Genomic DNA, 13,389 nt, shown 5'->3' on the forward strand with positions numbered 1-13,389 from the left:
GTTCTAAGGCTTAACCGCCCTTACTATAGGGTTTTGAAGGCTAATTAAGGTTTCTGTGGACTGAATTTCGTCTATTGACTGTATACGATTAATCAATACATGTTGTAATCCATCTATAGATTGGCACATTACCTTTACAAAAATGGAGTAATTACCCGTAGTATAATATGCCTCAACCACTTCATCTAATGCATTTAATTTTGCTATCGCGGCGGGATAATCACCGGCACTTTTCAAATTAATGCCAATAAAGCAGCAAACATCGTAACCCAATGCTTTAGGGTTAACGGTAATTTGTGCCCCTGTGATGATGCCTGCTTGTTTCATTTTTTCAACGCGGACATGAATGGTGCCAGCGCTCACTGAAAATCGTTTAGCCAGTTCGGCAAATGGTGTGCGAGCATCTCCCATTAATGCGGATAAAATTTGGTTGTCAAGTTGGTCACGTTGAAATGAGCTATCCACAGTAAAATGCCTATTTTCTATTTGAATAGACATTAATTTACGTCTTTTGTTATGTAATTACTATCAAAATTACTGTTCGGTCATTGGCTCTATAAAATTGGGTAACAAGCTAAAGTGCATTGGCTGTGCCGAGTAAGGATGCTTTATAGATAATTCGGTGGCGTGCAGTAGTAAACGTGGTGCCAAACTTTTTGCTAATGGGTCTGCGTAGAAACCATCACCAAGAATAGGATGGCCTAATGCCATCATATGCACGCGGAGTTGGTGTGAACGGCCAGTAATAGGGGTCAATTTTACCAGGGTTGAACGCTTAGCGTAGCTGATAATGTCAATCAGTGTTTCAGAGGGTTTTCCCACCAAATGATTGACCTTTTGCTTGGGGCGATTAGGCCAGTCACAAATTAATGGCAGTGACACACGTGTTATCGACGTCTTCATATGACCTGCAACACGGGCAAAGTACACTTTGTGGGTTTCTCGATCTCTAAACTGACGTTTTAATTCTCGCTCCGCATTTTTTCGTAAGGCTAATACGATAATTCCTGATGTTGCCATATCTAAGCGGTGAACGATTTGTGCATTAGGATAGTCACGTAATACGCGATAATAAACGCTGTCATAGTATTGCGCTTCTCTGCCAGGAACCGATAGCAACCCAGAGGGTTTATTGATCACAATAATATCTTTATCTTGGTGAATAATATCCAGCCAAGGTTCAGTTGCTGGTTGGTAGATGAAGTCAGCCATGATAGATCTCTATAACAGAAGATAGAAAAGGATGGCAAAGATACTGATCCACCTTATAAGATGCAAGTGGATCATAAAAAAGCTAACTTAAGAAAAAGCTTCGCCATTGACCAGCATAATGGTAAATGTCCACACCACAAATGCCAATGGGATATGTACTAGCGCATAAAAACATTGATCTAATCGACTCATTCCCTTTGCTAGCCAAATTAAATAACCATGACATAAAATAACAAATGGAAACAATATTATTAGTGGGTAAAGTGCAAATGGACTCGCATCGGCAAAAACACTGTGACTCAGTAAAGCCCAAAACACCATAAAAGTGGTTGTCAGTGGGGGCGTCGCAGTGCGATATTGTTCTGGATAGGGGAACATCCTGTGTCCTTTGATGAGAGACTAACCTTTAATCTCTTTTTTACCATGGATAACCTTGCGATGCACTATCGAATAATGACGCAGACCTGCAGGACCATGTGACACTATTACCGAAAGTAATACTAAAAGAGTAATAATTTCCACCTGCCAATCAGTTAGTGGCACCAACAAAAATAATAATCCAACCTTGGTAAGCGTGAGTAGGCCTTTTAATTGAATCAGCCAGTGCCAATCTCTGATAATTTCCCATGTCATCAGTAAAATGCCTGTTGTCAGGGTGATAATCCAGTAAGGCAACCATAGACTTTTATCAACGTGCAGTAATATGCCCCCACCAGCCCCGACAACACCAATAATATGTAACGCCCTAAGGCCCGTTTTGGTTAATCTTTCAAACCAAAAGCGTGTTTCGGAAAGCCGTTGCTGTTTTGCATGTTTGCTCATTAAAGCTTCTTATCATCGGTTTATTCTAATCATATTAACAACCCCAAAGTTAATTAGCAGAAACCAGCTTAGTTTTTGAGAGGTAAATCAATATCTGACTATGTTAAATAATGCGCTGACACGCAAATATACCCATAAATTAAATAAGGTTAATGATGTGTGACCTTGCTACCAGCGTACCTCTTTAGAGGGTGATATGTTAGTTGTAAGATTAATGCCGCAAGGCAGGGGGATATAATGTTAACACACACAACAAAATCACTATTAGCGTTACTGGTTTCGGGTGCGTTAAGTTCAGCTACATATGCAGCACCAGAAAACTTAGCCGATTTTCATGGTGAAATGGGTAGTTGTGATACTTGTCACGTTAATAAAAAAGGGCCAACTGACGACAACTTAACCTATGAAAATGCCCAATGTACCAGTTGTCATGGCACCCTAAAGGAAGTTGCCGAAACAGAGCGAGAAGGTATTGTTTCACCACATCAATCTCATTTAATTGGCGATGTTAGCTGTACCAGCTGTCACTCAGGGCATGAAAAGTCAGTCACTTACTGTGATTCTTGCCATAGCTTTGAATATCAAATGCCATTTTCTGGGAAATGGCAGCGTGAGTTTGTGCCAGTTAATGCCGACAAAACGGCACAAGATCAAGCGATTGCTAAAGGCGCAAAAGAAACTACCGATGTGGTTATTATTGGTTCAGGCGGTGCAGGTTTAGCGGCAGCCGTTTCTGCACGTAATAATGGTGCTAAAGTCATTTTGTTAGAAAAAGAACCTGTACCTGGTGGCAATACAAAACTTGCCGCAGGGGGTATGAATGCCGCAGAAACTAAAGCCCAAGCAGCATTGAAAATCGAAGATAAAAAACAAATTATGATCGATGACACCATGGCGGGAGGCGGTAATCTGAATGATCCAGCATTGGTAAAAGTACTGGCAAATAATTCATCTAATTCCGTTGACTGGTTAACTGCACTAGGCGCCGATTTAACCGATGTTGGCCGCATGGGGGGCGCGAGTGTGAACCGCAGTCATCGTCCTACTGGCGGCGCAGGTGTTGGTGCACATGTAGCACAAGTACTTTGGGATGCTGCAATAAGTCGTGATGCTGATATCAGGCTTAATAGTCGTGTGGTGCGTATTATTGAAGATGCATCTGGAAAAGTCACTGGCGTGTTAGTCAAAGGAGCACACACAGGTTATTACGTGATAAATGCAGACTCGGTTGTTATTGCAACAGGTGGTTTTGCTAAAAATAATGAACGTGTAGCTAAATATGACCCTAGTTTAAAAGGTTTTAAAGCTACTAACCATGCGGGTGCTACTGGCGATGGATTAGATGTTGCTGAGTTAGCTGGCGCTGCAACCAAAGATCTTCAATACGTACAAGCGCATCCAACTTACTCACCTGTGGGTGGCGTTATGGTAACTGAAGCTGTTCGTGGTAATGGTGCTATTTTAGTTAACCGAGATGGTAAGCGTTTCGTTAATGAGCTAACCACACGCGATAAAGCATCGGCAGCGATTTTAAATCAAAAAGGCGAAAGTGCTTACTTAGTATTTGATGATTCAGTGCGTAAAAGTTTGAGTAAAATAGAAGGTTATATTCACTTACATATAGTTAATGAAGGCAAAGATTTAAACGAACTTGCTAAAAAGCTCAGCATGCCTGGCGCAGAGTTAACCAAAACATTAGCGGATTATAATGGAACAGTTAAAGCGGGCAAAGATACCCAATTTGAACGTCAAGACTTACCTCGAGAGTTAGCATCTGCTCCTTATTATGCTATTGAAGTGGCGCCAGCTGTACACCACACTATGGGTGGGGTGGTTATTGATACTCAAACCGAAGTAAAAGGCATCAGTGGTAAAAATATTCCTGGGATGTTTGCCGCGGGAGAAATTACTGGTGGGGTGCATGGTACCAACAGACTCGGCGGTAATGCGATTTCAGATATTGTGACTTTTGGTCGTATTGCCGGGGAGCAAGCAGCAAAATACGCTAAAGAGCATTAAGATAAGCCGTTCTTTATTTTGCAATTGGCGATTTACATTCTCAGCGAGCCCTTCATCAGGCTCGCTTTTTTGTTGTTATGACCCGCCATAAATAGGGCGAGCCTACTCACATTTTCGTTTTTTTGTAGCGACTTATTAACGACAAAAATGCGTCATTCACATACACTGGATGCAAAATTGAGTTTGCTGACAAACTGGCTGGTAGACGTAACGCGCTTTTAACTAAGAGTGAGTCTAGAAATATAGCGGTATTGTTAAGCCTTTAGTTGTAGGACATATTATGAGAATTGGTTTTTTTAGTGCTAAAACATATGATATTCATCACTTTAATCGCACAAATAAAGAGTTTGGTGCGCAAATCGAATATTTTGATTATCGACTTTGCATGCAAAACGCCAAACTGGCAGAAGGCTTTCAAGTTGTTTGTGCTTTCGTTAATGATTCATTGTGTGAAGAAGTATTAGTTGAGTTAGCCAAAGGCGGCACAAAAGTCATTGCGATGCGCTGTGCGGGCTTTAACAATGTTGATTTGGTTGCGGCAAAACGTTTGGGGATGCAAGTGGTCAACGTCCCTGCTTACTCGCCTGAATCTGTGGCTGAGCATAGCGTTGCGTTAATGCTAACCCTTAATCGTAAAATTCATAAAGCGTATCAACGCACACGTGATGCTAATTTTGCTCTAACAGGATTAGTCGGTTTTAACATGTTTGGTAAAACTGTTGGGATTATTGGTACCGGTAAAATTGGTCTAGCGACCATTAAAATACTCCAAGGCTTTGGCTGTAAAGTGCTGGCATATGACCCCTATCCTAACCCAGTGGTTACTGAGTTAGGGGTTGAATATGTCAGTTTGGATGAGATTTATCCGCTCTGTGACATCATAAGTCTACATTGCCCTTTAACTGCGGATAATCACCATTTATTGTGCCAAAGTAGTTTTCATAAAATGAAAAAAGGGGTGATGGTAATTAATACCAGCCGTGGCGGGTTACTCAATGCTATAGATGCCATGGAAGCCTTAAAAGAAGGTCAGCTTGGATCATTAGGGCTAGATGTTTATGAAAATGAGAAAGGATTATTTTTTGAAGATAAATCCAGTGAAATAATCCAAGACGATGTTTTTCGCCGCTTATCGGCGTGTCACAATGTTATTTTCACTGGGCATCAAGCCTTTTTAACCGAAGAAGCCTTAAATGCAATAGCCTTAACCACTTTGAATAATGTTAAAGCGCTGCTAGCAGGTGACAAATCTGGCAACGAGCTGTGTTAACTGGGACTTATTATTGATAAATTGGCGCCTTATGGCGCCAATTTCTTGCAAGAGGCATTATGATTATTTCAACTCAAGTACATGATATTGCTACGCCTACAGGCACAATGCGCACCACGGTATTTCGCCCAGATCAAGCAGGGCAGTTTGCTAGCGTGATTTTTTATTCTGAAATTTTTCAGTTAACAGCGCCAATAGCTCGTGCTGCAGCCATTATTGCGGGGCATGGCTTTGTAGTATTGGTGCCTGAAGTATTTCATGAACTTAATCCGATAGGCACAGTATTGGCTTATGATGATGCTGGCAAAGATAAAGGCAACCAAGATAAGTTTACAAAACCGCTTGAGCACCATGATAGTGATACCCAGTCATTAATTGATTTTGCACGTTCGCAAACCTATTGCAGTGATAAAGTTGGCGCAATGGGCGTATGTATTGGCGGTCACTTAGCGTTTCGTGCTGCCTTGAATCCTGATATTAGAGGTGCATTTTGTTTATATGCAACCGATATTCATTCTAATACGTTACCGTGCAAGCCTGATAATGATTCGCTTACCCGTGCGAGTGATATTAAAGGTGAGTTGGTGATGGTGTTTGGCAAGCAAGACCCGCACGTTTCAAGTGAAGGGCGCAAAGCAATTTATCATCAGTTAGAAAAAGTAAACGCTAATTTTAGTTGGTTAGAAGTGAATGCTCAACATGCCTTTATGCGCGATGAAGGCGAGCGTTACGATCCCGCTTTAGCCATTCAAATGTACTTACAAGCGGTGGCATTTTTTCAACGAACCTTGAATTAAATGTATGATTTTTGATGACGTTATTATCAAAAATCACTCGAAAGCGTGGAATTGACACTATGGTAGACAACAAAAAGGTACTCATGGCGCCTTTTTGTTTTGCTGTTGCTATTTAATCATTATAACCGTTTAGGGATAACTCGTTTAGGAATGACTTTTTTCTTGATAGGGGTGTCATTAGATAGTTTAATCACTCCTTTTTGGAGCATCAAACTATTTGGGTAAGTCATTACATCACCGGACTCGCGTTTAAGCAGGATATGGAATAAAGATATTTCGACGATTACTCCAGACATATCTTCATCTTTTTCAACAATTCTGATCCGATCGCCAATGCGGTACGGAAACACAAAAAAGATCAATACGCCTGCGGTAATGTTACTCAAAATAGACCATTGAGCAAACAGGGCTACACCTAGTACTGCGAATGCTGATGAGACGAATAATGACACTTCTTGATAGCCTAAACCCAATGAAATGGCAATAACGGACAAGGTAACAAAAAACATAAAATATGAAATCAGTCTCGTCACCAATCGGCTACGCACTTCACTAACCTGTTTTTTAATGGCTTGAATTTTAATCCACTTCTTTAGCTGATTTTGGGCAATGATAAACACCCCTAAATACAGCAACACCATCATAGTTTGATTCAACATAAAACGTCCTAAAGAATACAATCTCAATATGCAGTTATGATCGGTTATAATACGATTTTTTAAGTAACTTGGCTCGTTGATTAATCTAAAGTTAATTTATTTTAAATTTAAATATGGAATGATATGTCTGATTATAAAGTGTTACACACAAGTGCCGATGAGTTTGGTGACATATTTGTGCTTGATGATGGCCACTTTAGGGTTTTGTCATTTGGCGACAATGATGAACAAAGTAAAATGGATAAAACAGAGCCTTTTGTCCCTCAGCATACTTATGTGCAAGCAATGTTATGCGTGTTAATGGCAAAACAGCCTAAAAGTGTGGTGATTTTAGGATTAGGTGGCGGCGCATTAGTGCATGCTTTACGTCATTACGATGCGGCGATTAAAATTACCGCCGTAGAGTTAAGGGAACAGGTTATTCATGCCGCTAAACGATTTTTTCAATTACCAGTAGGTAAAAAACTGAATGTCGTTCATCAAAACGCTAATCATTTTCTAAAGGCTGGCGACTTTAAGAAATGCGATATGTTGTTTGTCGATATTTACAGCGAAAAGGGGGTTGACCCAACACTACTATCCGCTGAGTTTACCGAGCATTGTTACTTAGGGCTTAAAGCCGACGGAATATTGGTACTTAACTGCTGGAAAGAACATCGTAACAATACCGCATTACTCAGCCACTTACAGATGCACTTTAGTCATATTCATGCATGCTTAACGGGTGGTGGCAACTGGGTGGTTTTTGCTACAAATCAAAGCCAAGGGCTTGCTGCAATGAGTAATAAAGCCAACCAGCAAACTTTATCCCAAGCGTTAGATATTAATATACCTAGGGTGCTCACCCGTTTTGAGCCTTGGCAGTAATCGCTATTTTTAAACATTCTGCTATTCAATATAATAAATCGATAACGGATTACGGTTCGGTTGTAAAACCGATTAGGATGATAGATTTTATCCGTTATACATAATTAACCTGTCAGCGTATTCTAACTCCATCGAAACAGGGCGCAGTTTTAAAGCAAGATTAAATTAAAACTAAGTCCACATTAAAAAACCTTACTAAGTTAATTAATACAATGGAGTTAATCATGACACAATCAATTATCAACAGCACTATCAAGCCATTCAAAGCCACAGCATTTCACAACGGTGCATTCGTTGAAGTGACAGAGCAAGACTTATTAGGCAAGTGGTCTGTAGTGTTTTTCTACCCAGCTGATTTTACCTTCGTTTGTCCTACAGAGTTAGGCGACATGGCTGACCATTATGAAAAGCTTCAATCAATGGGCGTAGAAGTTTACTCAGTATCAACTGATACTCACTTTACTCACAAAGCATGGCACTCAAGTTCAGACACCATAGGTAAAATCACTTATCCAATGATTGGTGACCCAACGGGTACTATCACTCGCAACTTTGGTGTGATGATTGAAGAAGATGGTTTAGCACTGCGTGGTACTTTTGTTATTAACCCAGAAGGTGAAGTGAAGGTAGCTGAAATTCACGACCTAGGTATTGGCCGCAGCGCATCTGAATTACTGCGTAAAATTCAAGCTGCTCAGTATGTAGCAAGTCATGATGGTGAAGTATGTCCAGCTAAATGGCAACCAGGTGAAGAAACGTTAGCGCCATCAATCGACCTAGTCGGTAAGATCTAAGGCTAACTGCTAACGCGAAATAGATGACTCGTTAGATAGTATATCCAGCCAGTTAATGCCCCTGCATTAACTGGCAATCTCCAGCTTTATGATCTTTTTTCCAATCTTTGTTTCCCTTAGACAAATATCATTCTTAGGAGTTGTTATGTTAGATACCAACGTAAAAAATCAACTGAAAACGTACCTTCAGAACCTTAAACATCCAGTTGAGTTAGTGGTATCAACTGATGACTCAAAAAAATCAGCTGAGCTTAAAAGCTTAGTACAAGACATAGTTGACAGCTCTGCACTGGTTAGCAGTATTGAAGCTACAGGGCTACGCAGCCCAAGCATGACAGTGATTAACCCTGATTTAGCCACTAGTATTACCTTTGCAGGCTTGCCAATGGGTCATGAATTCACTTCTCTGGTATTAGCTTTATTACACAGCGGCGGTCACCCAATTAAGCTAGACGCTGACACTATTGAGCAAATTCGTTCTTTGCCAGGTGAATACCATTTTGAGACTTATGTGTCATTAAGCTGCCAGACATGTCCTGAAGTTATTCAAGCACTGAATATGATGGCGGCAATTAACCCAAATATTACCAATGTGATGATTGATGGCGCGTTATTTCAACAAGAAGTTGAGCAGCGCAATATCATGTCGGTGCCATCAGTTTACTTAAATGGTGAGTCATTTTCAGTAGGCGCTATCAGCGTTGTAGAAGTATTAAATAAGCTAGATAAAAATGCGGGTAGTCGCAAAGCTGAGCAATTAAACCAAAAGTCAGCATTTGATATGTTAGTTGTCGGCGGCGGTCCAGCAGGTGCTTCTGCAGCAATATATTCAGCCCGTAAAGGCTTGGTTACTGGAATAGTGGCTGAAAAATTTGGTGGTCAAGTTGCGGAAACTGTCGGTATTGAGAACTTTATTTCAGTTTCTAAAACAGAAGGACCAAAACTGGTCGCAAACCTTGAAAATCACGTTAAGGATTATGATGTCGATGTGATGGAAAACCAGAAGGTAGTTAAGTTGGCATCAAACGGTTTATTCGATGTTGAACTGGCTAATGGCGCTATATTGCAAAGCAAGACAGTGTTACTGGCAACTGGCGCAAGATGGCGCGAAATGAATGTACCAGGTGAGAAAGAGTATCGTGGTAAAGGTGTTGCTTATTGTCCACATTGTGACGGGCCATTATTTAAAGGCAAACGTGTAGCTGTAATTGGTGGTGGTAACTCAGGTATTGAAGCGGCCATTGACTTAGCGAACATTGTTGAGCATGTCACTGTGCTTGAGTTTGACAGTATTTTACGTGCAGATGAAGTGTTGCAACGTAAAGCCAAATCTATGGGTAATATTACTATTATTACCCAAGCACAAACTACCAAGGTGAATGGTGATGGCAGTCGTGTTACTGGACTAACCTATACAAACCGTCAAACAGGTGACAGCCATGAGGTGACTTTAGCGGGTATTTTTGTACAGATTGGTTTGGTGCCTAATACGGAGTGGTTAAAAGGCATTGTAGATTTAACACCACGCGGTGAAATTATCGTTGATGCACGTGGTCAAACATCGATACCGGGTGTGTTTGCAGCAGGTGATGTGACTAATATCCCCTATAAGCAAATTATTATTGCCATGGGCAGTGGTGCAACCGCCTCGTTAGGTGCATTTGATTATTTGATCCGTCACTCTGATACTGATACTGCTGCAGAGCAAGCTGCATAATTAACTCGACCTGATTATTGGATTAGACTTGAACAGAATGTTTTTGAGTTTTCTAATTTAGTATCTTATTCAAGCCAGCATTTTTGCTGGCTTTTTATTTTGAGGACTCACTTTGTTTATTTGAGTTTGAGCAATTACAATTACCTTAACCAAATAATAAGAGCATGCATCAAAATGACCTTTGAGCAGCAACTGCAAAACGAAACACAGCTTTATTTAAAGAAAAGCTTTATTGGCCTAAAACTACTTTCGCTCGGTTTATTGCTGTTAGTGTTAATAAATCGTCCCTGGTATCTTTATGGTGAAATACCGCTAACTAACATGCTGTTATCTATGCTGCCCTTAATGATGCTATTGTGAGTAAATTACTGCCTGAAAAAATTAACTCTTCATATTTTTCATTTATATTTTTGTTTTTCAGTTGGCTTATTTTTACCACTTCACTGTTAATTTATTCTGCCACCTTTATTGGCGCCGCTATCACGATTACTGATATGTTGGTGCTGGCATTTGGCATATCACTTTTTCCTAATCGAGCAATGTTCTTTAGCACAATTGCTATTTTATCAGTTTATCATCTCAGTATTAATGTGTTGTATTTGACCTCAGAACTGTGGTTTTCAGGTATCCGCTTATTGTGCTTTGTGGTGATTATTTTTGCCGGACATAGTGTCACAGAAACATGGTTTAAACGGGCGATACAAAAAGATATTGATAACCAAAGATTAATCAAAGAGCTAGAAGATTTGGCTATTAAGGATGGACTGACCCAAATCGCTAATCGACGTCATTTTGATGATGTCATTAACAAAGAAATTGCCAACAGTGAACGAACTAAGCAGCCACTGGCAATAATCTTAATTGACATCGATTATTTTAAAAAACTTAATGATAGTTTGGGGCATCAACAAGGTGACAAATGTTTAATTAGCTTTGCCAATATGCTTAAAAATATTGTTAATCGTCCACGGGATCTTTGTGCAAGATATGGTGGGGAAGAATTTATATTATTGCTTGCTGAAACTGATCTTGCTGGCGCGATTATCGTGGCGGAAAAAGTCAAACAGCAACTTGAGCAATTAGCTATTTTACACCCTGACTCCAGTGTGAGTGATAAGGTAACCGTGTCACAGGGTGTTGCTGTTTTACTGCCTGGTATGTCTGCAGATGAATTATGCCATTTAGCGGATGAAAAACTTTACCAAGTAAAACGCACTTCTCGAAATAATTTTGTCTATTAAATTAGCTCCTTTAAGATAATGAAAGCTTTCAATTATTTAGTTTAGTTTAGTTTATGCTTACACAGCCGATAAACCAAGATGATGATAATCAACAGGACTAAAGATCGATTTGTTATGATTTTTTACACCAATAAGGCGTCTGTTGACTATGATTACAGATATCGATCTTTTTTAGGTTAAGTAAAAAGAAAAATAAGCGTCACAGCCTCTCACGGACCGAGATATGTTAAAAATTTTAGCTCTGTGAAATCTTTAATAAGATTCACTATATGTTGATAATCGCTTGGGGGCGAAGTATGAATTGGTTTAATAACATGTCCATTTTCAAAAAAGTGGGAATAATATTCGTATTGTCTGTGGTTATATTTACCGTGAACTTAGCGATTAGTATTGTTGCGATAAATAAAAATCGTAGCACCATGGATTTTATGCAGAGCAAGGTCAGCGAACGAGTTGAGCTGGCTAATCAAAATGTGATTTATGTGCAGCGCTTAGATGAGTTATACACACAATCGGTTTCTTTTGCTGACGAAGATTTACTGGCTAATGCCACTAAGGTGTTCAAATCCTTAGATTCAAATCTAAACAAACTCAATGCAATAGATGGTAATCAGTCACAAGCGTTATCATCCTTATCTCGCTCACTTGAACAATATAATGAAATGACCTCTAAGCTGGCTCGTGGCATGCTCGATGGCACCATAGACATGAGTCAAGTGGGTCAAATTAGTCACAAAAAATCGGAGATTTTTGACACACTGACTCGGGGTATTAACCAATATAAAACCGATAAAGTAGACGAATTTTCATCAACGCTTGCTGAAGCTAGTAACCGTTCAGAACAAAGCTTATACCTCACATTAAGTATCGGTATTACTTTGTTAATTATTATGGCTATTGCCACGATATCGATTGCTCGTTCAATCAGCAGCTCTGCCAGTGACGTGGCAAGCTCGTTAGGTGAGTTAGCAGATGGTAAAGGCAACTTACGTCATCAATTAAAAGTGATTGGTACCGATGAGCTTGGTCAGGTATCCAGTAACTTTAACCGTTTCTTACGCTTGTTAGCTGACTCAATTCAAGGCGTTGTGAGTGTAACCAATCCATTATTGGACAGCGCTAAATCTTTGAAAGAAAGAATGTCCTTAGCGACCAAAGCGACTCAGCAGCAAAGCCAGGATGCGCGTAATGTACAAGTTTCGATGGAAGAGATGCGTCATTCTGTCAATAATATTTCACTTAGCGCGCAACAAGCTGCAGAAGCTGCGCAAGAAGCAGAGCGTGAAGCGACATCCGGGTTGGCTGTGGTTCAACGTACAATTAATATTTCACAAGAGTTAAATAAAGGTATAGAGCTAGCCTCTAACTCTATTAATGAATTAGCCAAGGATACTGAAAGTGTCGGTTCTATTTTAAACGTGATCACCTCGATTGCGGAGCAAACTAACTTGTTAGCACTGAATGCCGCAATTGAAGCAGCACGAGCGGGTGAACAGGGTAGAGGCTTTGCGGTTGTGGCTGATGAAGTGCGCGCGTTAGCGTCTAAAACTGCCGATGCTACCAAAGAAATTCGTGAAGTCTTAGACAGATTAAAAGGTGCTGCAGTATCGTCTGTGAACACTATGGATGCTGCGATTACTAAAGCGTCAGATAATGAGCGTTATGCTAAAGATACTGGTGATGTGCTTAAATCTATTCAATCAAAAATTGTTAGCATTAACAGTATGAATACCCATATTGCATCAGCAACTGAACAACAATCAGTTGTGGCTGAACAAGTGGGTGGAAATGTCATTGAAATGAATGAATCATTTGAGAACACCTTAAATATTTTAGCTGAAGTGCATAATATTTCTCAAGGGCTAGATGATTTTGCAGTACAACTTAAAAGTGCAACTTCACAATTTAAGTTATAAATATTGACCTTATTAAATGATAGCTGAGTTGATATAGTAAAAAATGGCGCCTACTTGAGCGCCATTTTTGTTTAT

At 40.0% G+C, this 13,389-nt stretch carries 14 protein-coding genes; 9 read left to right on the forward strand and 5 right to left on the reverse strand.

All coding sequences use genetic code 11. The features are described 5' to 3' along the window. Positions 1-3: 3 nt before the first annotated feature. The 4 genes from asnC to FJ709_RS02675 all read right to left on the reverse strand — a co-directional run bounded on the left by asnC (position 4) and on the right by FJ709_RS02675 (position 2,034). Positions 4-465 (reverse strand): transcriptional regulator AsnC, encoded by a 462-nt coding sequence (gene asnC / locus FJ709_RS02660; protein WP_226415817.1) that lies wholly within the window; start codon positions 463-465, stop codon positions 4-6. 69 nt (positions 466-534) lie between these two features. Continuing rightward, positions 535-1,212 (reverse strand): bifunctional tRNA pseudouridine(32) synthase/23S rRNA pseudouridine(746) synthase RluA, encoded by a 678-nt coding sequence (gene rluA, locus FJ709_RS02665; RefSeq protein WP_226413193.1) that lies wholly within the window; start codon positions 1,210-1,212, stop codon positions 535-537. Positions 1,213-1,299: 87 nt separating this feature from the next. Continuing rightward, positions 1,300-1,590: a hypothetical protein gene (locus FJ709_RS02670; protein ID WP_226413195.1), complete on the reverse strand. Its 291-nt coding sequence runs from the start codon at positions 1,588-1,590 to the stop codon at positions 1,300-1,302. 21 nt (positions 1,591-1,611) lie between these two features. Beyond that, a complete protein-coding gene (locus FJ709_RS02675; RefSeq protein WP_226413197.1) occupies positions 1,612-2,034 on the reverse strand; it encodes a hypothetical protein in 423 nt (140 codons plus the stop codon). 237 nt (positions 2,035-2,271) lie between these two features. Here FJ709_RS02675 and FJ709_RS02680 point away from each other — a divergent pair, with 237 nt between their 5' ends. The 3 genes from FJ709_RS02680 (at position 2,272) to FJ709_RS02690 (ending at position 6,120) form a co-directional block, all read left to right on the forward strand. Continuing rightward, positions 2,272-4,053 carry a flavocytochrome c gene (locus tag FJ709_RS02680; protein ID WP_226413199.1) on the forward strand — a complete coding sequence of 594 codons (1,782 nt, stop codon included), beginning with the start codon at positions 2,272-2,274 and terminating at the stop codon, positions 4,051-4,053. Between the two features lie 280 nt (positions 4,054-4,333). Further along, a complete protein-coding gene (locus FJ709_RS02685) occupies positions 4,334-5,323 on the forward strand; it encodes a 2-hydroxyacid dehydrogenase (RefSeq protein WP_226413201.1) in 990 nt (329 codons plus the stop codon). A gap of 59 nt (positions 5,324-5,382) precedes the next feature. Further along, positions 5,383-6,120 (forward strand): dienelactone hydrolase family protein, encoded by a 738-nt coding sequence (locus FJ709_RS02690; RefSeq protein WP_226413203.1) that lies wholly within the window; start codon positions 5,383-5,385, stop codon positions 6,118-6,120. A gap of 119 nt (positions 6,121-6,239) precedes the next feature. On the opposite strand, the gene FJ709_RS02695 is transcribed toward FJ709_RS02690, so the two are convergent. Further along, positions 6,240-6,779: a mechanosensitive ion channel domain-containing protein gene (locus tag FJ709_RS02695; protein WP_226413205.1), complete on the reverse strand. Its 540-nt coding sequence runs from the start codon at positions 6,777-6,779 to the stop codon at positions 6,240-6,242. A gap of 123 nt (positions 6,780-6,902) precedes the next feature. Here FJ709_RS02695 and FJ709_RS02700 point away from each other — a divergent pair, with 123 nt between their 5' ends. The 6 genes from FJ709_RS02700 (at position 6,903) to FJ709_RS02725 (ending at position 13,314) form a co-directional block, all read left to right on the forward strand. After that, a complete protein-coding gene (locus FJ709_RS02700) occupies positions 6,903-7,646 on the forward strand; it encodes a spermidine synthase (RefSeq protein WP_226413207.1) in 744 nt (247 codons plus the stop codon). Positions 7,647-7,870: 224 nt separating this feature from the next. After that, the gene (gene ahpC, locus FJ709_RS02705) at positions 7,871-8,440 is read left to right on the forward strand and encodes an alkyl hydroperoxide reductase subunit C (RefSeq protein ID WP_226413209.1); all 570 of its coding nucleotides are present in this window, start codon (positions 7,871-7,873) and stop codon (positions 8,438-8,440) included. Between the two features lie 145 nt (positions 8,441-8,585). After that, a complete protein-coding gene (gene ahpF / locus FJ709_RS02710) occupies positions 8,586-10,157 on the forward strand; it encodes an alkyl hydroperoxide reductase subunit F (RefSeq protein WP_226413211.1) in 1,572 nt (523 codons plus the stop codon). Between the two features lie 174 nt (positions 10,158-10,331). Continuing rightward, positions 10,332-10,517 (forward strand): hypothetical protein, encoded by a 186-nt coding sequence (locus FJ709_RS02715; protein WP_226413213.1) that lies wholly within the window; start codon positions 10,332-10,334, stop codon positions 10,515-10,517. After that, positions 10,514-11,398, forward strand: a complete 885-nt coding sequence (locus FJ709_RS02720) for a GGDEF domain-containing protein (protein WP_226413215.1) — start codon at positions 10,514-10,516, stop codon at positions 11,396-11,398. The genes FJ709_RS02715 and FJ709_RS02720 overlap by 4 nt, the downstream gene beginning before the upstream one ends. Positions 11,399-11,712: 314 nt before the next feature. Next, positions 11,713-13,314 carry a methyl-accepting chemotaxis protein gene (locus tag FJ709_RS02725; RefSeq protein ID WP_226413216.1) on the forward strand — a complete coding sequence of 534 codons (1,602 nt, stop codon included), beginning with the start codon at positions 11,713-11,715 and terminating at the stop codon, positions 13,312-13,314. Positions 13,315-13,389 lie beyond the last annotated feature (75 nt).

This window comes from Shewanella glacialimarina (genome assembly GCF_020511155.1).
Classification (GTDB): Bacteria; Pseudomonadota; Gammaproteobacteria; order Enterobacterales; family Shewanellaceae; genus Shewanella; species Shewanella glacialimarina.

What these genes read in the sequence shown, in the direction of transcription:
- rluA (WP_226413193.1), bottom strand. Translation starts at nt 1,212, where the DNA reads ATGGCTGACTTCATCTACCAACCAGCAACTGAACCTTGGCTGGATATT.
- FJ709_RS02670 (WP_226413195.1), bottom strand. Translation starts at nt 1,590, where the DNA reads ATGTTCCCCTATCCAGAACAATATCGCACTGCGACGCCCCCACTGACA.
- FJ709_RS02675 (WP_226413197.1), bottom strand. Translation starts at nt 2,034, where the DNA reads ATGAGCAAACATGCAAAACAGCAACGGCTTTCCGAAACACGCTTTTGG.
- FJ709_RS02680 (WP_226413199.1), top strand. Translation starts at nt 2,272, where the DNA reads ATGTTAACACACACAACAAAATCACTATTAGCGTTACTGGTTTCGGGT.
- FJ709_RS02685 (WP_226413201.1), top strand. Translation starts at nt 4,334, where the DNA reads ATGAGAATTGGTTTTTTTAGTGCTAAAACATATGATATTCATCACTTT.
- FJ709_RS02690 (WP_226413203.1), top strand. Translation starts at nt 5,383, where the DNA reads ATGATTATTTCAACTCAAGTACATGATATTGCTACGCCTACAGGCACA.
- FJ709_RS02695 (WP_226413205.1), bottom strand. Translation starts at nt 6,779, where the DNA reads ATGTTGAATCAAACTATGATGGTGTTGCTGTATTTAGGGGTGTTTATC.
- FJ709_RS02700 (WP_226413207.1), top strand. Translation starts at nt 6,903, where the DNA reads ATGTCTGATTATAAAGTGTTACACACAAGTGCCGATGAGTTTGGTGAC.
- ahpC (WP_226413209.1), top strand. Translation starts at nt 7,871, where the DNA reads ATGACACAATCAATTATCAACAGCACTATCAAGCCATTCAAAGCCACA.
- ahpF (WP_226413211.1), top strand. Translation starts at nt 8,586, where the DNA reads ATGTTAGATACCAACGTAAAAAATCAACTGAAAACGTACCTTCAGAAC.
- FJ709_RS02715 (WP_226413213.1), top strand. Translation starts at nt 10,332, where the DNA reads ATGACCTTTGAGCAGCAACTGCAAAACGAAACACAGCTTTATTTAAAG.
- FJ709_RS02725 (WP_226413216.1), top strand. Translation starts at nt 11,713, where the DNA reads ATGTCCATTTTCAAAAAAGTGGGAATAATATTCGTATTGTCTGTGGTT.